21 protein-coding genes and 1 tRNA gene are annotated in these 23,386 nt (G+C 66.9%); 10 read left to right on the plus strand and 12 right to left on the minus strand.

Translation table 11 applies throughout. The features are described 5' to 3' along the window. Window positions 1-125: 125 nt before the first annotated feature. From CHB74_RS19445 to CHB74_RS19460, 4 genes are all read right to left on the minus strand, one after another. Window positions 126-1,349, minus strand: coding sequence for a hypothetical protein (locus CHB74_RS19445; RefSeq protein ID WP_089221165.1), 1,224 nt, complete (start codon window positions 1,347-1,349; stop codon window positions 126-128). Continuing rightward, window positions 1,346-2,617, minus strand: coding sequence for a sulfotransferase family protein (locus CHB74_RS19450; protein ID WP_245843053.1), 1,272 nt, complete (start codon window positions 2,615-2,617; stop codon window positions 1,346-1,348). Before CHB74_RS19450 ends, CHB74_RS19445 begins: the two co-directional genes overlap by 4 nt. Continuing rightward, window positions 2,610-3,623 carry a zinc-dependent alcohol dehydrogenase gene (locus tag CHB74_RS19455; RefSeq protein ID WP_089221182.1) on the minus strand — a complete coding sequence of 338 codons (1,014 nt, stop codon included), beginning with the start codon at window positions 3,621-3,623 and terminating at the stop codon, window positions 2,610-2,612. Before CHB74_RS19455 ends, CHB74_RS19450 begins: the two co-directional genes overlap by 8 nt. A gap of 99 nt (window positions 3,624-3,722) precedes the next feature. Beyond that, window positions 3,723-4,580, minus strand: a complete 858-nt coding sequence (locus tag CHB74_RS19460) for a helix-turn-helix transcriptional regulator (protein ID WP_089221167.1) — start codon at window positions 4,578-4,580, stop codon at window positions 3,723-3,725. 227 nt (window positions 4,581-4,807) lie between these two features. Between CHB74_RS19460 and CHB74_RS19465 the strand changes: the two genes are divergently transcribed. After that, on the plus strand, window positions 4,808-5,998 hold the full coding sequence (locus tag CHB74_RS19465) for a cytochrome P450 (RefSeq protein WP_089221168.1): 1,191 nt from the start codon (window positions 4,808-4,810) through the stop codon (window positions 5,996-5,998). Then, window positions 5,998-6,315 carry a 2Fe-2S iron-sulfur cluster-binding protein gene (locus CHB74_RS19470; RefSeq protein ID WP_089221169.1) on the plus strand — a complete coding sequence of 106 codons (318 nt, stop codon included), beginning with the start codon at window positions 5,998-6,000 and terminating at the stop codon, window positions 6,313-6,315. Before CHB74_RS19465 ends, CHB74_RS19470 begins: the two co-directional genes overlap by 1 nt. 21 nt (window positions 6,316-6,336) lie before the next feature. Here the strand turns inward: CHB74_RS19470 and CHB74_RS19475 are convergent, their stop codons facing one another. Next, window positions 6,337-6,909, minus strand: coding sequence for an EF-hand domain-containing protein (locus CHB74_RS19475; RefSeq protein WP_089221170.1), 573 nt, complete (start codon window positions 6,907-6,909; stop codon window positions 6,337-6,339). Window positions 6,910-7,122: 213 nt separating this feature from the next. Between CHB74_RS19475 and CHB74_RS19480 the strand changes: the two genes are divergently transcribed. Beyond that, a complete protein-coding gene (locus CHB74_RS19480) occupies window positions 7,123-8,343 on the plus strand; it encodes an argininosuccinate synthase (RefSeq protein WP_089221171.1) in 1,221 nt (406 codons plus the stop codon). Window positions 8,344-8,401: 58 nt separating this feature from the next. Here CHB74_RS19480 and CHB74_RS19485 read toward each other — a convergent pair whose 3' ends face one another. Beyond that, complete coding sequence (locus CHB74_RS19485) at window positions 8,402-10,006, minus strand: glycosyltransferase family 39 protein (protein WP_089221172.1); 1,605 nt, start codon at window positions 10,004-10,006, stop codon at window positions 8,402-8,404. Between the two features lie 120 nt (window positions 10,007-10,126). On the opposite strand from CHB74_RS19485, the gene CHB74_RS19490 reads away from it, so the two are divergent. Further along, window positions 10,127-11,908, plus strand: a complete 1,782-nt coding sequence (locus tag CHB74_RS19490) for an AcrB/AcrD/AcrF family protein (protein WP_144033868.1) — start codon at window positions 10,127-10,129, stop codon at window positions 11,906-11,908. 49 nt (window positions 11,909-11,957) lie between these two features. Then, the gene (locus tag CHB74_RS19495) at window positions 11,958-13,523 is read left to right on the plus strand and encodes a hypothetical protein (RefSeq protein ID WP_089221183.1); all 1,566 of its coding nucleotides are present in this window, start codon (window positions 11,958-11,960) and stop codon (window positions 13,521-13,523) included. 9 nt (window positions 13,524-13,532) lie between these two features. Here CHB74_RS19495 and CHB74_RS19500 read toward each other — a convergent pair whose 3' ends face one another. The 4 genes from CHB74_RS19500 to CHB74_RS19510 all read right to left on the minus strand — a co-directional run bounded on the left by CHB74_RS19500 (window position 13,533) and on the right by CHB74_RS19510 (window position 16,136). Next, on the minus strand, window positions 13,533-15,044 hold the full coding sequence (locus tag CHB74_RS19500) for an ATP-binding protein (RefSeq protein ID WP_089221174.1): 1,512 nt from the start codon (window positions 15,042-15,044) through the stop codon (window positions 13,533-13,535). A 61-nt stretch (window positions 15,045-15,105) separates the two neighbouring features. Beyond that, complete coding sequence (locus tag CHB74_RS22130; RefSeq protein WP_179220932.1) at window positions 15,106-15,267, minus strand: hypothetical protein; 162 nt, start codon at window positions 15,265-15,267, stop codon at window positions 15,106-15,108. A 194-nt stretch (window positions 15,268-15,461) separates the two neighbouring features. Further along, the gene (locus CHB74_RS21775; RefSeq protein ID WP_144033869.1) at window positions 15,462-15,641 is read right to left on the minus strand and encodes a hypothetical protein; all 180 of its coding nucleotides are present in this window, start codon (window positions 15,639-15,641) and stop codon (window positions 15,462-15,464) included. Window positions 15,642-15,845: 204 nt separating this feature from the next. Next, on the minus strand, window positions 15,846-16,136 hold the full coding sequence (locus CHB74_RS19510; RefSeq protein ID WP_089221176.1) for a hypothetical protein: 291 nt from the start codon (window positions 16,134-16,136) through the stop codon (window positions 15,846-15,848). A gap of 279 nt (window positions 16,137-16,415) precedes the next feature. On the opposite strand from CHB74_RS19510, the gene CHB74_RS19515 reads away from it, so the two are divergent. Next, window positions 16,416-17,708, plus strand: coding sequence for a homoserine dehydrogenase (locus CHB74_RS19515; protein ID WP_089221177.1), 1,293 nt, complete (start codon window positions 16,416-16,418; stop codon window positions 17,706-17,708). A 33-nt stretch (window positions 17,709-17,741) separates the two neighbouring features. Here the strand turns inward: CHB74_RS19515 and CHB74_RS19520 are convergent, their stop codons facing one another. Further along, complete coding sequence (locus tag CHB74_RS19520) at window positions 17,742-18,275, minus strand: PilZ domain-containing protein (protein WP_089221184.1); 534 nt, start codon at window positions 18,273-18,275, stop codon at window positions 17,742-17,744. Window positions 18,276-18,463: 188 nt separating this feature from the next. On the opposite strand from CHB74_RS19520, the gene glpX reads away from it, so the two are divergent. From glpX to CHB74_RS22845, 4 genes are all read left to right on the plus strand, one after another. Then, the gene (gene glpX / locus CHB74_RS19525) at window positions 18,464-19,438 is read left to right on the plus strand and encodes a class II fructose-bisphosphatase (protein ID WP_089221178.1); all 975 of its coding nucleotides are present in this window, start codon (window positions 18,464-18,466) and stop codon (window positions 19,436-19,438) included. A gap of 119 nt (window positions 19,439-19,557) precedes the next feature. After that, on the plus strand, window positions 19,558-21,330 hold the full coding sequence (recJ, locus tag CHB74_RS19530) for a single-stranded-DNA-specific exonuclease RecJ (RefSeq protein ID WP_089221179.1): 1,773 nt from the start codon (window positions 19,558-19,560) through the stop codon (window positions 21,328-21,330). Window positions 21,331-21,409: 79 nt separating this feature from the next. After that, window positions 21,410-21,484, plus strand: a tRNA-Glu gene (locus CHB74_RS19535). Between the two features lie 182 nt (window positions 21,485-21,666). Continuing rightward, window positions 21,667-21,996, plus strand: coding sequence for a type II toxin-antitoxin system Phd/YefM family antitoxin (locus tag CHB74_RS22845; protein WP_089221180.1), 330 nt, complete (start codon window positions 21,667-21,669; stop codon window positions 21,994-21,996). A gap of 363 nt (window positions 21,997-22,359) precedes the next feature. On the opposite strand, the gene CHB74_RS19545 is transcribed toward CHB74_RS22845, so the two are convergent. Continuing rightward, window positions 22,360-23,319 (minus strand): tyrosine-type recombinase/integrase, encoded by a 960-nt coding sequence (locus CHB74_RS19545; protein ID WP_089221181.1) that lies wholly within the window; start codon window positions 23,317-23,319, stop codon window positions 22,360-22,362. Window positions 23,320-23,386 lie beyond the last annotated feature (67 nt).

The following is a 23,386-nucleotide window of genomic DNA, read 5'->3' on the forward strand; positions in this document are numbered from 1 at the left end:
CGACAAGCTCGCCGCCAACTTCCTCGGCTTCGTCAAACTCGCCAGCATCATGCTCTGGATCAAATAATTAAATCGTCACTACAGCCTAGAGCATTCGAGCCGACGCAGTCGGATCGGAAACTGCTCTAGTCGGTGATTTCCCCCGTCATCACCGCTTCGGCGGTGTCGAGCGCGGCGCGGCCTTGCTGGCGGAGCGCGGCCAGCGGCAGCCGGTAGAGCGTGACGGCCGGCGGCTCGCCCTCGGTCTTGATCAGGCGCAGGCTCCAGCCGCCATGGGCGTGGCCATAAGGATCGATCCAGTTGCCGCCGATGCCGGGATCCGCATCGGCCACCACCAGCAGCACCGACCCATCGGCTTCGTAGGTGGCGGTGTATTTCTGCACATAGCCCTGGCCGTCTTCGTAATTGTCCAGATTTTCCTGCCAGATGTTGCAGAGCTGGAAGATCCAGTAATCGCAGGGCGTGGGGGTGAAGCGCAACACCAGCGCCTCGTCCGGCTTTTTTTCCCAGGTGCCGAAGCCGTGATGGCGATCGGGAACGCCGCCGTTCGACAGATAGACCGCGCGGCTGAAGCGCACCCGGTTGGGGCGTTTGGCGAGATTGTCCTGCCACCAGCTGCGCACCAGTTCGGCATAAGCGAGAACGATCTGGCCCGATTTGGCGAGCGCGTCGCTCATGTCCGCCGGGCGGATCGGGCGGGGATCGGCACCGTCCAGCCGCTCAATCCGCATGGCGGGCGCCACCGTTTTGCCGCGTTCGTGATAGACGGTGCGGACCAGCAGGCCGATGCACTTGTCGGTGATCGGCAGCCAGGCGACATCCCCCGCCGGCTTCGTACGGCTGACGATCACCTCGAAATCGCCGTTCGCGTCGAAGTGGATGGTGTCGCTTTGCAGGAAGCCCGTGGTGCGCAGCGTCGCCGGGTCGAATTCGGCCAGCCCCTCCGTGCCGCGCTTCGCCCAATCGCGTTCGCCGATGTCGGCGGGTTGCTTGGCTTCCCAGGCGGCCATCACGAAATAAGGGATGGTGCCGCGATTGCCGGTGATGCGGTAATCGGCCGACCCGTCGATGAACTCCGCGAGCAGATGGTCCTGATCGGGCGACTGGAAGTTGATCCCCTGCCGCCAGGGCGCATCGCGCAGGCGCGGGCGCTCGGCCTCGCAATTCTCCATGAAGCGTTCGAAGCCGTTGCGCATCAGCCGCGTCATGAAGCGATACCATTCGGCGCGGTCGAGCGTATCGGCATCGTCGCCGAAGCGATCGATCATATGGCCGGCGCGGCGCACCGTTTCGCAGAAATCGTCCCAGGCTTCGCCCGAAAGCAGGCGATCGGCGGCGGCTTCGGTCATGCCTTTTCTCCGGTCATGCGCTCCCGCCGGACGGGGAAGCGATCATAATAAAATTGGAAGCGCTCCCTGAGCGCGCCGATATCGACGCCGAAATCGCCGGCGAGATCATAGACGACCTGGCCATGCTTGCCGCGCGGATTGGCGGCGAGGAAGCGATCGATGCTGGCTTCGGCATCGGGGGTCAGTTCCAGATCGGCCATGGCATAGACCCGGGCGATCACGGATTTCTGATCGGCCATATATTCGTGGAACAGCAGGTCGAGCGAGCGGCCGGCGGGCAGCTTGTCATGATCGCGCACGCAGGCCTTCAGCAGCATCTCGATCCGGTCGATCCAATAGGTCGCCAGTTCCTTGAGATCGAGCGGCAGCGTGCGGCGGATGCGATCGCCATAAGCCAGCATGGTGATCGCCGATTGGATCACCGCCAGTGGATCGCGATGGGTGACGACGATCGTCGCGTCCGGGTAAGTGGCGGCAAGCGGGCCGAAATTTTCCATATGCGGGGGCGATTTCATCACCCAGCGATTGGGCCCGCGCAGGTGCGTCATCGCCTTCAGCACGCGCTTGCCATAGGCGTAATGCGGCGTCTGATCATGGGCGGCATAATATTCGCGCCACGCATAAGGGCGGCTCAGCCATTCGGGCAAATAGGACGAGAAATCCGCGCCCTGCAGCTCGATATCCTCATGCACATGATCGGGCGCCATTTCGTGCATGGCGGGCATCAGCGGCAGCACGGCTTCGAACTGGCCCCACATTTCGCGCGTGCGGGTGTAGCGCGGATCCTCGCCCGGCACCGTCGGCGCGTCATCGGCGGCGGGGATCGGCTCCATCGTCTCCCACAGCGGCATCGAACGCAGCCGGGGATCGGCGGCGAGGATGTTGACGAGGTGGGTGGTGCCCGATCGCGGCAGGCCGGCGATGATGATCGGCCGGTCGATCACGACGTCGGCGATCCCGGGATGGCGGCGGTAGAGATCCTCGACCCGCAGGCGGGCGGAGGCATAGCGCACGCAATCGCCGAACATGCCGGCGCGGCCGAGCGGGCCCAGCCCCTTGTCAGCATCGAAGGCGGCGAGCCAGATGGCCAGCCGCTCGCGGAAATCGGGCGCGCCGAAATCGGTAAGCCCCGTGGCCGCACGGGCGGCGGCGAGCACGGCTTCCACCTCCATCGTCACCGGCGGGGCATAAGCGATCGCCCCCTTCTGCATCTCGGTCAGTTCGGGGTTGGCGAGGTCGGCAATGCGGATCGTGTTCATATCAGTCATCAAAGGTCACCAGCACCTTGGCGGAAGCCTGCCGGTCCTGTGCGACGGCAAAGGCTGTCATGAAGTCATCGAGCGGGAAGCTGTGGCTGATCATCGGGGCCACATCGACAGCCGGATCGGCAAGCGCGGCGATCACGTCGGGGAACTCGTCCGGATAGGCCATCGACGTGACGATCGACATTTCCTTGCCGAGCGCCATCTGGAAATTGACGGGCACGGGATCGTGATGGACGGCGACGACCACCATCGTCGCGTGGAACGGGGCCATGCCGATGATCGACTGGACGACGGGCGCGGCACCCGTCACCTCGAACCATAGATTGGCGTTGATCACCGGCCAGCCGAACAGCTCGCCGGTGCCGAATGCGGCGCCCAGCGCGGCGGCGACATCCTGTTCGTCGGGGTTGATCGTCACGCTCGCGCCAAGCTGGCGCGCGCGTTCCAGCCGTTGCGGGGTGGTATCGACCACGGCGACATCGGTAACGCCAGCCCGTTTCAGGAACAGCAATATGCCAAGCCCGATCGGCCCCGCGCCGAACAGCACCACCTTGTCGCCGGGGCGGGCGCCGGAGCGGTTGACGGCGTGGAGGCCCACCGAAAGCGGCTCGGCCAGCGCGGCGCGATCGAACCCCATCGTATCGGGAATCTTGTGCAGCGCCCCGCCCAGCGTGGCGTTGCGGACGATGAGGTGCGGGGCGAAGGCGCCTTCGGGCACGCCATTGCCGATGCCGTTGCCGTCACCCATCGGGTTCACGATCACGCGATCGCCGGCCACGACGCCACGGACCTCGGCGCCCACCGCCGCGATCGTGCCGGCCAGTTCATGGCCCAGCCCGAACGGTTCGGTCGCGGGCGCGGCGACGCCGCCGGCGCGCACATAGGTGACATCGCTGCCGCAGATTCCCGCCGTCGCCACGCGGACGACAACGTCGCGCGGTCCCGCCACGGGCGCCTCGATCTCGTCGAGCCGGACATCGCCCGGCCCATGAACGCGCACCGCCTTCATCATCGCCTCCTAATTCTCTGGCCGGCGAATTTAGGCGGTGATGACAGGCTTGGCGCGGCCTTTCACTTTCGCGGGGCGGCACAGGCTTGCGCCTGCGGGTCAGCGATAACGGTCGCGATAGGTGCTCGGCGCCAGCCCGGCGACGCGGCGGAACGCGGTCGAGAAGACGCCCTGATTGGCGAAGCCGAGATCATAGGCGATCGCCTTCAATGGCAGATCGGTGTCGGTGAGCAGGCGGCGGGCCTGTTCCATCCGCTTCGCTTCCACCCAGGCACGCACCGTCAGCCCGGTCGTGTCGCGGAACAGCGTGGTCAGCCGGCGCGGGCTCATGTCCAGCAGGCCGGCCAGTGTGCCGATCGTCGGCGCGCGGCGGGGGAAGGCATCGACATATTCGTCCAGCCGGCGGAGCTGGACGGCGCTCAACTGGCCGGTGCGGCGCGGTTCGGCCGGGCCATCGGCGTGGAGGAAGCGGCTCAGTTCGGCGAGCGCGGCCAGCCCCAGGCCCTCGACCAGCGTTTCGGTGGCGAAACCGGGCGTGCGAAGTTCCTCGGCCATGCGGCGCAGCAGCGAATCGATCGCGCCGCCGGCGGTGCCGCCGACGTCCAGCGTGGCGGCCAGGCGGCACCGGCTCCAGCCGTCGCCGATCCGCGTCACCCGATCGAACAGGTCCGCGTCGAACAGGCAGCTGATCGTCAGCGGCTGGCCGCCATCGCCGCGAAACTGGCAATCCGCCGCGGCGGGCGTGAAGACGATATTGCCGAGCCCGCGATAATCGCCGCCGGCGCCTTCGTAGCGGCCGAAACGCTGGATGGGATAAGGCGGCAGCATCATGCTGACGACCGGCTGGGTTTCGCGGACGACCATCTCCACCGGCGCCGGCAGATCGTAGCGGCGCAGCTCAACGGCGATGCCGCCGGCATGCGCGGTAGCCAGATTGGTCCAATTCGTTTGCGCCATCACCCGCCTCTCGTTTCGAAGGATGACAATCAACGGATGATCCATGCGCGCTTTGCGTCGTCATTGGCCCGTTTCGATCAGCATAAGTGCAATCTGGCCGGAGTGCAAACCTGAGCCATTTGGCGATTGATGGCTGTTATGGTCGATTTGGCCTGATTGGCGCAGTATCGAGGGCTAGGCGGCCGTCCTTCGCTTGTTATGCCTCATGAAAAGACGCTTCAGGCGCGGTGGAGAGGCTGGCCAACGACATGCTCGATTATGATCCGTTCGATTATGCGCTGCACGACGATCCCTATGCCACCTATCGCCGGCTGCGGGACGAGGCGCCCGTCTTTCACAATCGCAAGTTCGATTTCTGGGCGCTGTCGCGCTATGACGACTGCCTGGCGGCGGTACGCAATTTCGGCGTGTTTTCAAGCGCGCAGGGCACGACGCTGGAGCCGATCAAGGCCGAGGTGCCGACGCTGATCAACGCCGATCCGCCGATCCACACCAAGATGCGCCATCTGATCGCGGGCATGTTCACGCCCGCCAAGGTGGCGGTGCTGGAAGAAAGCGTGCGCGAACTTGCCCGCGAATTGCTGGCGCCGCATCGCGATAGCGGCCGGATCGACATCATCACCGATTTCGCTGCCAAGCTGCCGATGGCGATCATCTGCCGCCTGCTGGGCTTTCCGAAGGCGGACGAGGACATGCTGCGCGGGCTGACCGACGCGGTGGTCCATCGCGACGAGGGCGTGTTCGAAATGCCCGACGAAGGCATGCATGCGAGCTATGCGCTCTATGGCTATTTCGCCGAGGACATGAAGCGCCGCGCCGGCGCTGCGCCGCGCGACGATATCATCGCCACGCTGATGGCGGCCGAGGCGGCGGGCGACCTGACGCACGAGGAGGTGCTCGGCTATATCTTCATCCTGTCGATCGCGGGCAACGAAACCACGACCAAGCTGATCGGCAACATGATCTACCAGTTGCATCGCCATCCCGACCAACTGGCCATCCTGCGCGCCGAGCCCGACCTGCTGCCTTCGGCCATCGAGGAAACCATGCGCTTCGACGGCCCGACGCAGATGATGGCGCGGACGACGACGCGCGACGTGGACCTTCATGGGCGGACGATTCCGGCCGGCGCGAAGGTCGCTTTGCTGTTCACCTGCGCCAATCGCGACGATCGCAAATATGATCGCGCCGAAATCTATGACGTGCGGCGCAATCCGCGCGATCATCTGGGCTTCGGCGGTGGGCTGCACGCCTGCCTTGGCGCCGCGCTCGCCCGGCTGGAAGCGCGGGTGGCGATGGAGGAATTGCTGGCGATGATGGGCCGTTTCGCGGTGGACGAAAGCGCGCTGCAGCGGATGCATTCGCCGCAGGTGCGCGGTTTCACCCATGTGCCGGTCGAATTCGGGGGAGCCGCCTGATGCCGAAGATCACTTATGTTCAGCAGGATGGCGTGGCGGTGACGGCCGATGCGTTGCCGCTGATGACCTTGATGGAAACCGCGCTGATGGGTGGCGTCGACGGCATTGTCGGCACCTGTGGCGGCATCTGTTCCTGCGCCACCTGCCATGTCTGGGTGGATGGCGAATGGGCGGACCGGCTGGCACCGCCGGGCGCCGAGGAGGCGGACATGATCGAAGGCCTCGCCCACCGCCGCCCGGAAAGCCGCCTGGGCTGTCAGGTGCCGGTGAACGAGGCGCTCGACGGTCTCGTCGTCAGGGTGCCGCCGGCCGAATAGCCGACGGCATTTCCCTTCCGATCAGTTCTGCGGGGCCTTGGCCTGGCGCATCTGCGCCCGTGCTGCCTGGCGTTCTTCGGGCGAGATCGTGCCGTCCTTGTTGGCGTCGATCTTGTCGAACCACTGCAGGCGCGCGGTGGTTGCTTCGGCCAGCGTCACCTTGCCGTCCTTGTCGGCATCGGCCATCCCGAACATGCGGCCGCCCATATGGTCGCCGCCGCCGCGATGATGCCCGCGCATGCCATGATGCTTGCCGCCCGGGCCGCCGCGTTCGGCCCATCCGTCGCGCTTGCGATCGCGCCCGGCATCGAATTCCGCCCGGCTGATCTGGCCGTTCTTGTCGGTATCGAGCGCGGCGAAGCGTTCGTCGGCGCGCTGCTTCATCCGCGCGTCGCGGCCCGCCTGGATTTCCTGCTGGGTGACCGCGCCGTCCTTGTTGAGGTCCATCTTCGCGAAATGGTCCTTCACGCTCGCCTCAACGGCGGTGCGCGTCTGCGGCGGCGGTGCGGGGCGATCCGGGGCGGCGGCCTGGAAGGCCAGCGCCGGAACGGCGATCAGGGCGGCCAGCGAAGCGCCGATGGCGAGTTTCTTCATGGGGTTGCTCCTTCCATCCTGTCGATCGAATCATGCGATCTCGTTTGACGATCCCTGATTCGCCCAGGCGTGTTGCGCCCGATGTTCGATGCTGAAAGCATGTTACAAGGCTGACATGTTGGCCACCCGCTGCTGTATCGCGCTTGAACGACTCCCGACCGCTGTGGCAGAGCGCGGCCGCGCCGGCGATCCGGCCCCCTTTCGGAGATCGAGATGACGAGTGATGTGAAGCGCGTGGTGCTGGCCTATTCGGGGGGGCTCGACACGAGCGTCATCCTGAAATGGCTGCAGCAGACCTACGGCTGCGAGGTCGTGACCTTCACCGCCGATCTCGGCCAGGGCGAGGAGCTGGAACCGGCGCGCGCCAAGGCCAAGCTGATGGGCATCAAGGACGAGCACATCTTCATCGACGATCTCCGCGAGGAGTTCGTGAAGGATTATGTGTTCCCGATGATGCGCGCCAATGCGCTCTATGAAGGGCTCTATCTGCTCGGCACGTCGATCGCCCGGCCGCTGATCGCCAAGCGCCAGATCGAGATCGCCAAGATGGTCGGCGCCGATGCCGTCAGCCATGGCGCGACCGGCAAGGGCAATGATCAGGTCCGCTTCGAGCTCGGCTATTATGCGCTGTCGCCGGACATCAAGGTGATCGCGCCGTGGCGCGAATGGGGCCTGACCAGCCGCACCGCGCTGATCGAATTCGCCGAAAAGCACCAGATCCCGGTGCCCAAGGACAAGCGCGGCGAATCGCCCTTCTCGACCGACGCGAACCTTCTCCACACCTCGTCCGAGGGCAAGGTGCTGGAAGATCCGTGGGAGGAGGTGCCCGATTATGTCTATTCGCGCACCGTCAACCCCGAGGACGCGCCCGACCAGCCCGAGATCATCACGATCGATTTCGAGCGTGGCGACGGCGTCGCGATCAATGGCGAGGCGATGAGCCCGGCGACGCTCCTCGCCAAGCTCAACGATCTCGGCCGCAAGCATGGCATCGGCCGGCTCGATCTGGTCGAGAACCGCTTCGTCGGCATGAAGAGCCGCGGCATGTATGAAACGCCGGGCGGCACCATCTATCACCTCGCCCATCGCGGTATCGAGCAGATCACGCTCGATCGCGGCGCGGCGCACCTCAAGGACGAACTGGCCCCGCGCTATGCCGAGCTGATCTATAACGGCTTCTGGTTCTCGCCGGAGCGCGAGATGCTGCAGGCCGCGATCGATCATAGCCAGGACAAGGTGACCGGCACCGTCCGCCTCAAGCTCTACAAGGGCGGCGTCTATGTCGTCGGCCGCAAGAGCCCCAACACGCTCTACAGCGAGAAGGTGGTGACGTTCGAGGACGACGCCGGCGCCTATGACCAGCGCGACGCGGCGGGCTTCATCAAGCTCAACGCGCTTCGCCTGCGCCTGCTCGGCCGTCGCGACGGTCGCTGAGGCGCGGCGGAAAAAGCCAAATGGGAAGCCCCGTCGCCCCTATCGGGCGGCGGGGTTTTTATTTGCCCGGAAGGCAGCGTGCGCGCCGGGCCGGGAACAGCGGCGTGTGGCCGGTCACCAGTTCGGGCCGCGTCAGGCCGATGATGTCGATCGGGTAGCTTTCGCAATCGGCGATCCGCACCCGGCGCGATTCCAGCGCGTCGAGCAGGTGATCGCCCTTGTCATAGGCGTTGGCGCCCAAACGCAGCAGCCAGATCGTCGGCACGCGGGTCGCTTCGGGCGCGGCCGCCAGCGCTTCGAGCCGTTCTGCCGGCAGCGAGACGACGCCGCGGCTGCCCGTGGGGTTCCACGCGCCCGGCCCGCCATCCAGCGTCGGCACCGCCGTCGGAATCGGCCGGGTGACCACCGCGAGCCCCAGATCGCGCGCCGCATAGTCGAACGGCAGCGCGCCTTCGTTCGGATAGGCCCAGACGACATCGCCGGGGCGATAGCGTTCGCCGAGCCATTTCAGCGCATTGTACCAGTCCTGCATGGGTGGCCCGGCCCGGCGGCGCATGTCGACGGTGAGCATCTGGCTGGTAAGCAGCAGCAGTGCGCCGAGCGCCGGCCAGCGCCACAGCGTGCGGGCGCCGACATGGCCGCCCGTGCCGATCGCGAGGATCAGGATGGTCGGCACGGCGACGGCGGTCATCGTGCGGATGATGAACACCGGCGCCACCAGCAGCGAGATCAGGATCGATGCTGCGACCGGGAACAGAGCGGCAAGGAACAAGGCGATGCCAAGCCGGCGACCGCGGGTGGAGCCTGCCAACACCGGCACGGCGAGCAGCGCCAGCGTTGCGGCCGAAAGCATCGCAATCGCTCCTTGCGAGGCATAAAGCTCGGCGAGCTTGGGGGGCATCCCGTTGAAGGAGAAGCGCAGCCAGGTCGATTTCACCCAGGTCGGGGCCTGATCGATCAGAATCAGGAAGGCAGGCAGGTAGAGGAAGGCCGCGAGCCCATGGCCCCCGATCAACCACTTCCATTCGTTGCGCGCCATGCCCCTGTGCGCGAGCAGCGTGATCGCGGCGAGGCCGAGGGCCGCAGCGTAGAGCGGGCCGAGATTGTGCAGCCACAATATGAGGGCAAGGCAGAGGATGTAGAGCGCGAAGGGCACGCGCGGGATGCGCGGCCGGCCATCGGCGATGCGGGCGGTGCGGATCAGCGCGAACAGCGCCATCGCGTAGACGAGGATCAGCACCGGATAGGGGCGTACTTCGCGCGACATTTCGACCAGCACGGGCCACAATGCCGCGAACGCCACCGCTACGCCGATGACCGGCAGCGCAGGCAGGCGCAGCATTCGCGCCGCTTCGCGCGCGGCAAGGCCGATGGCGGGCAAGAGCAGGAGGCCGCAAACAATGCCCAATGCGCGGAGCGCCGCCAGGGAATCGCCGAAAATCAGCGTCCAGCCACGCAGCAGCGAATAATAAAAGGGCGGGTGGGTTTCGTAGCGCGGCACCACGTGCCACAGAAAATCCCAGCGCTTGGACGCGGCATAGGCGCTATAGGCTTCGTCGAGCCACAGCGGTTCGGCCAGCGTTCCGCGAATGCGGAACCAGGCGGCGGTGGCAAGGGCGAGGATCGCGAGGATCGCGATCGCGTGGCGGCGGATCAGGGTCACGAAGCGCGCCTTTAGTGGCTTGCGCGACCAATTTGAAGCGGTAGCGATGCGCCACCCGCCTTAACCACATTTTGGGGCTTTGGCGGCCATCACGACGCTGTGCATCAGGATGTGATCGACATGCCCGCTGATCGTGGCCCCGCGCCCGCTGCCCTGGCGGGGCGGCGGACCTGGCTGCTGGGGTTGTTCGGCCTCTGGCTCGCGGTGGTGGCGTGGCTGTTGTGGGCGCGGCGGGACGCGATCGCCAATGGGCAATTGCCCGATACCGACGACAATCTGCGGCTGTTGCAGGTGCGCGACTGGCTGGCCGGGCAGGGCTGGTTCGATCTGCGCCAATATCGGCTCGATCCGCCCGCAGGCGCCGACATTCACTGGAGCCGGCTTGTCGATCTGCCGCTGGCGGCGATCATCCGGCCGCTTGCCCCGTGGATCGGCCAGGGCACGGCGGAAATCCTTGCGGCGGTGATCGTCCCGCTGATCGCTTTGGCGGTGGCCATGGCGTTCGCCGGCGCGCTGGGCCGCCGGGCGATCGCACCGGATGCCGGGTGGTGGGCGCCGCTGGTGCTGATCTGCGCCGGGCCACTGACCGGCATGCTGGCGCCGTTGCGGATCGATCATCATGGCTGGCAGATCGTCGCCCTGCTGGCGATGCTGGTCGGGCTGGCCGCGCGGAACAGGCGCAGCGGCGGCATGATCGCGGGTATCGCGATCGCCGCATCGCTGGCCATCGGCGTGGAGATGCTGCCCTTCCTCGCGCTTGGTGCCGCGCTTTCCGTGGCGGCGTGGATCTTCGACCCTGCGGAGCGCGATCGGGTGCAGGCGCTGGCGGTTTCGCTGGCGCTGGGCTTGATCGTGGCATCGCTGCTGTTCGTGGCGCCGGCCCAGCGTTTCGGCTTTGCCTGTGACGCGCTGACGGCGGCGTGGACATTGCCGATCCTGCTCGGCTGCGGTGGCCTCGCCCTCGCGACCCATTTTGCACCGGCGAGTCCCCGCGCTCGCGCGGTGGCGCTGATCGCCGTTGGGGCTATCGCTGGCCTGCCTTTCATGTTCGGGGCATCGGCGGTCTGCCTGATCGACCCCTATCGCGCGGTCGATCCCGAGGCGCGGCGCCTGTGGCTGACGCTGGTCGCCGAGGCCAAGCCCCTGACCCGCCAGTCCGCCGAAGTGGCGCTGGGCACGCTGGTCGTGCCCGTCACCGGCCTCGTCGGGGCGATCGCGATGCTGGCGAAGCGCCGTGATCGCATCTGGCTGATCTTCGTGATCCTTGGCATCGCGTCGATCGCCCTGGCGGTGCAGCAGACCCGGGCGGGTGTTGCGGCGCAGGCGCTGGCGCTTCCCGGCGCCGCCGCGCTCGGCTGGATGCTGCGTCGGCGGATCGTCACGATTCCGTCGATGCCGCTCCGGGTATTCGGCACGCTGGGCCTGTTCATGCTCATCACCGGCCTCGGCCCACGTCTGATCATCGCGGCCTTGGTGTCGCAGCCCGAATCGGAGGCGAAGGCCGCGCGGAAGAAATCGACGGCCGCCTGCATGGCGCCAGCGGCGTTGCGCGGGCTCGACGCGGTTCCCGCCGGCACGATGCTGGCGACCACCGATGCCACGCCCGCGCTGATCCTCCATAGCCATCATCGCGGCGTGGCAGGCCCCTATCACCGCAACGGCCGGGCCATCGCCGATGTGATGAAGGCCTGGGCGGGCAGCAACGCCCTCGCGCGGCCGATCCTGAGGCGCCACGGGGTGACGCTAGTCGCGCTGTGCGGCGAGAGCGTCGAAGGCGGCATCTACACGCAGCGTTCGCGCGCCGGCCTCTATGCCCGGCTCGAACGTGGTGACGTGCCGACATGGCTGACCCCCGTTCCGCTGGCCGGAACGCCATGGCGGGTGTGGCGAATCCACCCCTGATCCGCATGGCCGGTTGCAGCAGGGGCGCGGCCGGGCATATGGCGCGGGCATGACCGCTTTTTCCCCGAACGACCGTGCTGCCTGGTGGGCCGATTGGCGTTACGCAGTGGCGCTCGTCCTGCTCTGCGCCGTTCCGCTGATCTATCCGCCCCTGCCGCCGCTGACCGATCTGCTTGGCCACCTTGCGCGCTATCATGTGCAGCTGACGGTCGACAGTTCGCCTTATCTTTCCCGCTATTTCGGGTTCGAATGGGCGCTGCTCGGCAATCTCGGCGTGGATCTGCTGGTCATCCCGATGTCCAAGCTGTTCGGGCTGCAATTCTCGGTGAAGCTGATCGCGTTGCTGGTGCCGCCGATCACCGCCGCGGGGCTGCTGTGGATCGCGCGCGAGGCGCATGGCCGCATCCCGCCCACCGCTGCTTTCGCGCTGCCGCTGGCCTTCGGCTATCCATTCCAGTTCGGTTTCCTGAACTACACGCTGGCGATGGCGTTGGCCTTCGTCGCCTTCGGCCTGTGGCTGCGGCTGGCGCGTGCCGAACGCTGGGCGTTGCGGGCTGCGCTGTTCGTGCCGATCGGCAGCGCGATCTGGCTGGTGCACAGCTATGGCTGGGGCGTGCTCGGCCTGCTCGCCTTTGCGGCCGAACTGGTGCGCGATCGCGGCCTGGGCGGTTCGCGCCTGCACGCGATCTGGCGCGCGGGCCTTTCCACCTGGCCGCTCTGGCCGCCGATGGCGCTGATGCTCGCCTGGCGCAGCGGCAATGTCGCGGGGCAGACGGCGGACTGGTTCAACCTGCAGCTGAAGTTTGAATGGCTGCTCAGCGCGTTGCGCGATCGCTGGGAAATCTTCGATATCGCCAGCGTCGCGCTGCTTTGCGTGCTCTTGGTCGCCGGGATCGTCCGCTTCCGGCTCCGCTTCGATCGGATGCTCGGGATCGCCGCGTTGATCCTGCTCGTCACCTATCTGCTGCTGCCGCGCATCCTGCTGGGATCCGCTTATGCCGATATGCGGCTCGTGCCTTATGCGCTTGCCATCGGCATCATCGCGCTGCGCCCCTCGCCCGGCGCTGGGCGCCGCTGGATGACAGCGTTCGCCATCGCCGCCGGCCTGTTCTGCGTCGGGCGGGTCGGCGCGACGACGTGGAGCTTCGCGCAATATTCGCGCGCTTATGACGATCAGCTGGGCGCGATCGCGCATATCCGGCCGGGTTCGGCGGTGATGGTGCTCGTCGGCCTGCAATGCCGCGACCATTGGATGACGGCGCGCATGGACCATCTCGGCAGCCAGGCGATCGTCCGCCGCGATGCGTTCGCCAACGGCCAATGGGCGATGGCGGGGGCGCAATTGCTGACGGTGCATTATGACGCGGCAGGACGCTTCCAGACCGATCCGACGCAATTGCTGCGCCCACGCGCATGCCGTGGCGGCAACGAGCCGCTGTGGGAGGACACGCTCGCCAATTTCCCGCGCGCGGCGTTCGATTATTTCTGGCTGATCAACATGCCGCGTGATCGCTGGCCCAATGAGCCCGATCTCGTGCCGATCTGGCATGGCCGGGAACGCGGGGCGCTCTATCGCGTGGTCAAGCCGGCGGCCGTGCCCGCGACGCGGCGCTAGCGGGCGGTCCTAGAACAGTGTCGCATTCTCGGCGGGGCGGGAGGGCCGGGCCTGCGCCTCGCCTTCCGGCGCGGTCGCGGCGGTGGTCCAGCCCAGGCGCGGGATGTTGATCGATCGCTTGCCGCCGAGATCGGTGCGCACGACGATCAGGTCGCGCGCCTCCATATACGCGATCAGCCGGCGCACGCGGCCGGGTGAGCGCGTGCCATAGACTTCGGCCAGCGCATTTTCGTCCGGCGCCTCCCGGCCCTCGCGCGCCGCGCGGGCGATCAGCAGGAACGCGCCGAGCATGTCTTCGGGCAGTTCCGCCGCCAGCGCCAGCGCCTCGCCCCAGCCTTCCTCATTCTCGTCGAACAGGCCGGCGCGCGCCATCGCCATGCGGCGGCGGAAGGCGGCGAGGTCGATGCCCGAATCGGGCAGTCGCCGCATCCGGCAGCGGAGCTGGAAATCCTGGAACAGCACCGCGATCGGCCGGAACGACGCTTCGGGATCGGCGGCGACGTCGGCCAGCACCGCCGCGATGATCGCGCTGCGCTCGTCCTCCTCCATCGCCGGCTGGGCGGGCGCGTCGGCGGCGGGCGCCAGCTGGGGGCGCGCGATCGTCCGGATCAGTTCCTCGGACGAAACCGGCGGACGGGCGGGCGGCGGGGGAGGCGGCGGCGGTGCCTCGTCGCGCGCGAAAATCAGCTCGCCGACATTTTCGGCCGGGGCGGTGGGCAACGGAACGAGCTTGGGGCTGCCGCTGCGCGCGGAGGTCTTCACCGCGCCGATATTGATGGCGACCGGACGGCGCGACACCGCCGGGCCGAGCGCCAGGAACTGCCCGCGCGCGAGATCGCGGATCGATTCCGCCTGGCGGCGCTCCATGCCGAGCAGATCGGCGGCGCGCGCCATGTCGATATCGAGGAAGGTGCGGCCCATCAGGAAGTTGGACGCTTCCGCCGCGACATTCTTGGCCAGCTTGGCCAGCCGCTGGGTGGCGATCACCCCGGCCAGCCCGCGCTTGCGGCCGCGACACATCAGATTGGTCATCGCGCCCAGCGATGCGCGGCGGGCTTCGTCGGAAACCTCGCCGGCGACGGCCGGGGCGAAGAGCTGCGCTTCGTCGACGACGACGAGCGCGGGATACCAATGATCGCGGGGCGCATCGAACAATGCGGCAAGGAAGGTGGCGGCGCAGCGCATCTGCGCCTCGAGCTCCAATCCTTCGAGGCTGAGCACGACCGAGACGCGATGTTCGCGCACGCGCGCCGCGACGCGGGCGATCTCGCCCTCGCTATAATCGCCGGCTTCGATCGGCAGATGGCCATAAGGGCCGGAAAGGGTGACGAAATCGCCTTCGGGGTCGATCACGATCTGCTGGACGACGCCTGCGCTTTCCTCAAGCATGCGCCGCAGGAGGTGCGACTTGCCCGACCCCGAATTGCCCTGCACGAGCAGCCGGGTGGCAAGCAGTTCCTCCACGTCCATCGCCACCGGGCGGCCGGCGGCGTCGTTCCCCATTTCGATCTTGATCGTCACATCCTAGCCTTTGGACGATCGAAGCGGGGGCGGGCAAGGGTGATCCGTCGCCAATATGCGATCAGGCGGCGCGATGCGGCGTCCCGAGTTCGCGATCGAGATGGTGAAGCGCCAGATCGAGCGTCGCGGCGGCGGCCGAGGTGGAATGCATATCGAGCCGATCGAGCGCATCGGCCATCAGCGCGCGCGGTGCGCAGCGCGTCGCGACGCCCCTTATCGTCATTGCGGGAATTACACATAAGCAGGACCCAAGCCGTCATTCTGGCCGGTCTGCAAGGAAGCGGCCGGCTTTGGGTGAAGCCTAGCCGCGTTCGGCCCCGATTGCATCGGGCGGGCCGGCTTATCGTCTCCCTTATGGACCATTCCGCCAAAAAGAAGGGCCGCCGGCGGCGGCCCCAAGCAAGGATCGCTGATCGATCAACGTTGGCGGTCGCGGTCCTGCCGGTCGCGGTCGCTCTGCTGGCGCTCGCCTTGCTGGCGTTCGCCCTGCGGGCCGCGCTGCTGCTGTTGCTGCTGCTGGCGTTCGGCCTGCCGTTGGCGCTCGCGCTCCTGGTTCTGACCGGTGGGGTTCTGGCCGCCTTGTTTCTGGTTCGGCATGTCCTGCTCCTCATACTAGCCCCGAAGGGCAAGGAGCGAACCAGCGGCGCGCGGGGGCGTTCCCCGCGAATCCGGCAAAAGGCGCAGAAATGCGACGTTCTGCAAACGGAACGGCCCCCGCGCGCTGCGCGAGGGGCCGTCGGAGTAGGGCTCAAATAATCGGCTAACCCGGTTGAGCCGAGAGGATCGGCCCCAGGAACCGGATCAGCGGCTGGCGAGGCGAACCGCGTCCTGCCGGCGGAATTCGACCAGGCTGTTGTTGACCGAGCCGCGAACCCGATCGCCCTTGACCGTCAGGTCGAACTTCACGAGCTTGCCGACGACATAGCCCTTCAGCCGCGTGGTTTCGCCAACCTGCTGGCGGCGGACGACATATTCGTCACCATCACGCTCGAACCGGGTCTCCGTCCAGTCGGACTGGGCGGCAGCGGGAGCGGTGGCGAGGACCGGCATGGCGAGTGCGGCAAGCGCCGCGGTGATCTTTAGAAAGCGCATCGAACGATCTCCTGTTGAGTATCGATCAGGCTCTCTCTCCTGACATCGAGATTATGTTGCGCTGCAGCAATCGGACAAGTGCGAAGACGGTCGGGGCGATTGCGCGGCGCGCAACCGCTGCGCGTTCGGGTGATCACGGATGCAGGTGCGCGCGCGCGCGACGGTGATATCGGCCGTCGCAAACAAATCCTTGTCCTGGTTGATACAAGGCGGGCGCTTGGCAAGCGGCCCCATCGGCGACTAGGAGGCAGCGTTGGATATTGGCTGGAGAAGAGGTTCATGACGCAGCCGTTGCGCATCGCGCTCGCGGGGCTCGGCACCGTCGGTGGCGGGGTGGTGAAGTTGCTGGAGACCAATCGCGCGCTGATCGAGCGCCGGGCGGGCCGGCCGATTACCGTGACCGCGATTTCGGCGCGCGACCGCACGCGTGATCGCGGCGTCGATCTGTCGCCCTTCGAATGGGTGGACGATGCGACCACGCTTGCCGCGCGCGACGATGTGGACGTCGTCGTCGAGCTGATCGGCGGCGCCGATGGCCCGGCGCTGACGCTCGCCCGCTCGACGCTGGCCAATGGCAAGGCGTTCGTCACCGCCAACAAGGCGATGATCGCGCACCATGGCGTCGAACTGGCCGAAGCCGCCGAAAAGGCGGATGCCGCGCTGAAATATGAAGCGGCGGTCGCCGGCGGCATCCCGGTCATCAAGGGGCTGCGCGAAGGCGCCGCCGCGAACGAGATCGGCCATGTCTATGGCATCCTGAACGGCACCTGCAATTACATCCTGACCAAGATGGAGAGCGAGGGCCTCGACTTTGCCGACGTGCTCGCCGAGGCGCAGGCGCTGGGCTATGCGGAGGCGGATCCGAGCTTCGACATCGACGGCGTCGATGCCGCGCACAAGCTGTCGATCCTGGCCAGCCTGGCGTTCGGCACGACGCTCGATTTCGACGCGGTGGCGATTTCGGGAATCCGCCATGTCATCGCCGCCGACATCGCCGAGGCGGCGAGCCTGGGCTTCCGCGTCCGTCTGGTCGGCCTTGCCGAAGCGAACGAGAGCGGGCTGTTCCAGCGCGTCCATGCCTGCCTTGTGCCGGTCAGCCACCCGCTGGCCCATGTCGCGGGGTCGCTCAACGCTGTCGTCGCCGAGGGCAATTTCGTCGGCCGGCTGTTCTTCGAAGGGCGCGGCGCGGGCGAAGGGCCGACCGCCTCGGCCGTGGTGGCGGACCTGATCGACATCGCGCGTGGCGAATATGGCCCGGCCTTCGCGATGCCGGTGACGAGCCTTGCCCGGCTGGCGCCGGCAAAGGCGGGCGAACGGAGCGGGCGCGCCTATCTGCGCTTCACCGTCGCCGATCGCCCCGGCGTGCTGGCCGAAATCACCGCCGCGATGCGCGATGCCGGCGTGTCGATCGAAAGCCTGATCCAGCGTGGGGCCGCCGCCGATGGCGGGGTGCTGCTGGTGATGGTGACGCATGATTGCCCGGAAAGCGCGGTGATCGATGCGCTCGACCGGCTCAAGGGGTCGGCGAGCATCCTCGGCCAGCCGATGCTGATGCACATTCTGGATATCTGATGCGGGTCGGCCGGGCGGGCCGTCCCGCCCGGTTCAGGCCAGCAGCAGCCAGGCGATCGCCCCGATCGCGGCCCACAACAGGGCGTTGAGACCGATGATGGCGCGCGCGCGGGTGCGGAAGGGCAGCGGCGGTTCGCTCGCCACCTCGGCACTGGCCGGCGTTTCGGCGGTGAAATCCAGAAAAGCGGCGGCGCCGCGCGACAGCGCGCTTGGGCCTGTCTCGGCCGAGCCGAATTCGCCCCAGACGACGGGGCTTTCGGCCAAAGCGGCGCGCGCCTGTTCGCGCAGCAAGGGCTGATCGAACGCGCAGCCGGCATAAGGGTGGCCGGCCCACATCACATGCGCCTCGCGCAGGCCGATGCCGGGCAGATCCACCTCGACCGTCATGCCGGGCGAAAGCTCGAGCGGTGATTCGGCGCGGAAGCCATCGGCCGAAAGATCATGAACCGTGATGTCGGAATAGTCTTCCGAACCGTGGCGCACGCCGCCATCAAGGCGCAGCCGCGTGCGCGCGGAACGCCGTTCCTCGTCGTCGAACGTCTGACGCAGCTTGGCCGCGAGGCTCATTTCGGTCTCCCGCTCCAGTCCCACCATCATCCATAATTTAAGGTGGTGAATCAAAGGTAAAGCGGTGCTCCCTAGCGACAAATCGTGCGGTTAGGCCATGCCGGCCCCCTCCGCGCCCGATCGATTCTCGACTTTGTCACCCGCTTTGCCTAAGCGAGCGGCCAAATATTTCTGAAAGGCGTTGGAAGATGGTGACAGCTAGCAAGGCGCTGGACCGCGTTCTGGTTCTCGAAATGGTGCGCGTTACCGAAGCGGCGGCGATCGCCGCTTCGAAGCTGATCGGTCGCGGTGACGAGAAGGCGGCCGACGCCGCCGCCGTGGAAGCCATGCGTCATGCGTTCAACGGCCTTGAGTTCGACGGCACCGTCGTGATCGGCGAGGGCGAGCGCGATGAAGCGCCGATGCTCTACATCGGTGAAAAGGTCGGCAATGCGATTGGCACCGGGCCGAAGATCGACATCGCGCTCGATCCGCTCGAAGGCACGACGATCACCGCCAAGGCCGGCCCCAATGCGCTCGCCGTGCTCGCCATCGCCGAAGAGGGCGGTCTGCTCAACGCGCCCGACGTCTATATGGACAAGCTGGCGGTCGGTCCCGGCTATCCCAAGGGCGTCGTCTGCCTCGATCGCACGCCGACCGAGAACATCAATGCGCTCGCCGCCGCCAAGGGCGTCCAGCCCAACGAGATCATCGCCTGCGTGCTCGATCGCCCGCGCCACGAAAAGCTGATCGCCGAACTGCGCCAGATCGGCTGCGGCATCGTCCTGATCCCCGATGGCGACGTGGCCGGCGTGATCGCGGTGACCAACCCCGACACCACGATCGACATCTACATGGGCTCGGGCGGCGCGCCGGAAGGCGTGCTCGCGGCGGCGGCGCTGCGCTGCGTCGGCGGCCAGTTCCAGGGCCGCCTCCTGTTCCGCAACGAGGACGAACGCGCCCGCGCCCGCAAATGGGGCGTCACCGATCTCGACCGGATCTATGACCTTGAGGATCTGGTGAAGGGCGACGCGATTTTCGCCGCCACCGGCGTTACCGATGGCTCGCTGCTCGAAGGCGTGAAGCGCAAGAAGAGCGGCGTGATGACCACCGAGAGCGTGGTGATGCGCGCCAGCTCCGGCACCGTCCGTTGGGTGAAGGGCGAACATCACAAGGGCGGCTGAACGCTGCCGGTGGAGGGGCCGGTGAAGGGGCCGGGGAAGCGCAAGGACGGCTGACCCGCATCGCGGCAGGCGCGCGCGCAATGCTTCCACCCCGGCCGTTCACGCTCTAGAGCGGGGGCATGTCCCCCGTTCTCAACGTCACGCGATCGATTCTCGGCCAGCCCTGGCGCTGGCGCGGCGCCGGCACCGATGGCCGCGATGCCGATTTCCGGCCCGACGATCTTGTCGCCGGGCTGCTGATGGCGCGTGGCGTGCCGCGCGACGAGGTGGAGGCGCATCGCGTGCCCACCATCCGTGGCTTCATGCCCGATCCTTCCATCTTCCGCGACATGGATGCGGCCGCCGAACGGCTGGCCGACGCCGTCATGGCGGGCGAGCCGATCACCATCTTCGGCGATTATGACGTGGACGGCGCCACATCGGCGGCGCTGCTGATCCGGCTGCTGCGCGATCTCGGCCTTGCCCCGCAGGCCTATATCCCCGACCGGCTGATGGAGGGTTATGGCCCATCGGGCGAGGCGCTGGTGCGGATTGCCGAGGGCGGGACGCGGCTGATCGTCACCGTCGATTGCGGCGCCCAGGCATTCGAGGCGCTGGAAATGGCCCGTGTCGCGCGGGCCGACGTAATCGTCGTCGATCATCACAAATGCGCGGCCGCGCTGCCGCCGGCGCTGGCGCTGGTCAATCCCAACCGGCTGGATGAGGATGAGGGCGCGGCGCACGGCCACCTCGCCGCCGTCGGCGTCGCTTTCCTGCTCGGCGCGGCGCTGTTGCGCACCTTGCGCGGACGCGGCTGGTTTGCCGGCCGGACGGAGCCGAAGCTGATCGAACTGCTCGATCTCGTCGCGCTCGGCACCGTCGCCGATGTGGCGGCGTTGCGCGGGCTCAACCGCGCCTTCGTCGCGCAGGGCCTCAAGGTCATGGCGAATCAGCGCAATATCGGGCTGGCGGCGCTTGCCGAAGCGGCCCGGCTGACCCGCGCGCCGACCTGCACCGATCTGGGCTTCGCACTCGGCCCCCGCATCAACGCCGGTGGCCGGGTCGGCAAGTCGGATCTCGGCGTGCGCCTGCTGACGACGACCGACATGGATGAGGCGCGCGGCATCGCCGCCGAACTCGATCGGTTGAACGAGGAACGCCGCGCCATCGAAATGCTCGTCACCGAGGCGGCCGAAGCGGCGGTTGCCGGGCAGGGCAATCGCGCGGTCGCGGTGGTCGCCGGGCAGGGCTGGCATCCCGGCGTGATCGGCATCGTCGCCGGCCGGTTGAAGGAACGGCTGGGCCGACCCGCGATCGTCATCGCGCTCGACGACGCCGGTGTCGGCAAGGGATCGGGCCGATCGATCGGCGGGGTCGATCTGGGCGCCGCCGTGCTGGCGGCCAAGGATATGGGCCTGCTGGTCGCCGGCGGCGGCCACGCGATGGCGGCGGGGCTGACCGTCGATGCCGCGCGTGTCGATGCGCTGGCCGAGTTTCTGGATGAACGGCTGGCGGCCGATGTGGCGCGGGCGCGCGATGATCGGGCGCTATTGCTCGATGCCGTGCTCAGCCCCGGCGGCGTCAATCCCGGGCTGGTCGGCGCGCTCGATGCCGGCGGGCCTTATGGCGCGGGCTGGCCGGCGCCGCGCGTGGCCGCGGGGCCGGTGCGGGTGATCAAGGCCGATGTCGTGGGGCAGGGGCATTTGCGCGCGATCGTGCAGGGCGATGACGGCCGTTCGATCAAGACGATCGCCTTCCGCCAGGCGGACGGGCCGCTCGGTCAGGCGCTGCTCGGTGCCGGGCCGCAGCGACGGCTGTGGGTGGCCGGCCGCCCCAAGGTGGACGATTGGGCGAGCCGCCCGTCGGCGGAACTGCACCTTGAAGATGCGGCCTGGGCGGATGGCGGCGATTAATTTTCGCATCGGCGGGTAATTTTCCTATCGACGGGTTGACCGCACCGAGATGCTGCTTTAGGGGCGCGGTCTCGCTGACGGCCCCTTCGTCTAGCGGTTAGGACGCGGCCCTTTCACGGCTGAAACACGGGTTCGATTCCCGTAGGGGTCACCACTTAAGTGGTTGAACTTGCTGGATAAAACCGGGAATTTTCGGTTTTCGTGGCACTTTTGTGGCACATTTGAGGTTTTCCGGCCGGATTTTCACCCCCATTTCGGGACCGTTGACAACCCCTTCCCACGGGTGAGCACGCATCCTCCGTTGCCGAAACGAGGGTTTTCCACCATATTTTGCGGATGGACAGAGCGATCAGCGCCAGCGAGGCCAACCAGCACTTTACGGAGCTCCTGCGCGAGGTCTCCGAGGGAGCGAGCTTTACCGTGATGTCGCGCCGGCGGCCCGTCGCTCGCGTGATGCCGGTCGACCGCCATCAGGACAAGCAGTCGACCCAGAAGATGCTGGCTTTCGCCGCGGGCCTGTCTGTCCGTAATTCGGGGGGGGCTGGTCGCGCGACAATCTGTACGAATGACCCGCGTAGCTGTGGACAGCAACATCCTCGCCTACCTTGCCGGCGTAAGCCGCGGGGGCCGAGGATGAAGCCAAAATCGCGCAAGCGCGCGAACTGATCGAGCGGCTTGGCGATGCCGCCAGCCTGGTCGTTCCCGCCCAGACGCTCGGAGAACTTGTCGCGTCCTGCGCTGTAGCGGAGCCAGCGCCGAGGAAGCGCGCGCGATCCTGCTCGAATTTTTCGAAGCGTTCGGCACATCGGCTTCGGAGGCGAGAATCGCGCTGGCGGCTACGAATCTCGTAGTGACCACAAGCTCCAGTTTTGGAATGCACTCATCGTCACCGCCGCCGCGGAAGCCGGCTGCACATTGCTCCTGTCCGAAGATATGCAGGACGGCTTCGTGACGCGGGAGCTCAATATCGTCAATCCTTTCAATGTAACTCGGCACCCGAGGCTCGCGGCCCTCCTCGCTTGCCGCGACTCAGCCGTAGATCTGACTGAGCTTCGCCGCCTCGCGACCGAAATCGCCCTGGTCGATCCATTTCGAATAGTGCTTGAACAGCATCGCCGCGCTTTTGTGGCCGAGCTGCCGGGAAATATAGGCAGGGTTCACGCCGCCCATCAGCGCGGTGGTCGCGTAGGTATGCCGCGTCTGGTAGGCGTCCCGGCTGCGGATGCCGAGCGCGCGCAGGGCGGGATGGAAGTAGAGCTTCCGCTGGTCCTGCACATCAGGCCAGGGTGTGCCGCTGGCCGGATTGAGGAAGATCGGCGAATCGAGGCCAAGCATGAAGCTGTGGATCTTCTGGCGTTGCAGTACGGCCATCATGCGCGGGGTGAGGTCGACGTCCCGCACGGTTCGGGTTTTCGTCGATTTCACGACGGCGCGGACGCGGGCACGCTCAACCCGGATTGTCTGCCCCTTCCAGTCGACGTCGCGCCACTGGACGATGATCTGCTCGCTGGGGCGCATGCCGGTGCCGAAGGCGAACTCGTACCAGTTCCAGACCTGCTCGTCATAATGGTCGCGGATATAGGCGAGGATGCGCTCAGTTTCTTCGCGATCGAACGGATCGGGCTCGCGCTTCTGATATTTAAGGCTCTTGATCCGCTCCATCGGCGATCGATCGATCAGCAGGTCATCAATCGCGAGTTCGAAAATCCCGCGCAGGGGAATGAGGTTGTTGTTGACCGTCTTGCCGCTGACCCGCTTCGATCGCTCGACGATGATCCGTTTGATCTCGCTCGGCTTGATGCTCTTGAGCGGCCGCTCGCCGAAGGTCGGCGACCAGACCTTGTTGATCGCCCCGATATAGTCCGACATCGTCGATTTCTCGACAACAAGCGTTTCGAGCCACTGTTTCGCGAAGGTGGTGAAGCCGGTGCCCGATGCCTTTGTCCCGGATTTCGGAAATGTGTCAACGGCGGAGCAAAAGTCGGCCATTCGGCGGCGTAAAACCAGGCCACGGTGTTACATGCCGGGGGGAGTGGCGTGAGGGCGTAGCCCGAAG

The sequence above is a fragment of the Edaphosphingomonas laterariae genome, assembly GCF_900188165.1.
Taxonomy (GTDB): Bacteria; Pseudomonadota; Alphaproteobacteria; order Sphingomonadales; family Sphingomonadaceae; genus Sphingomonas_E; species Sphingomonas_E laterariae.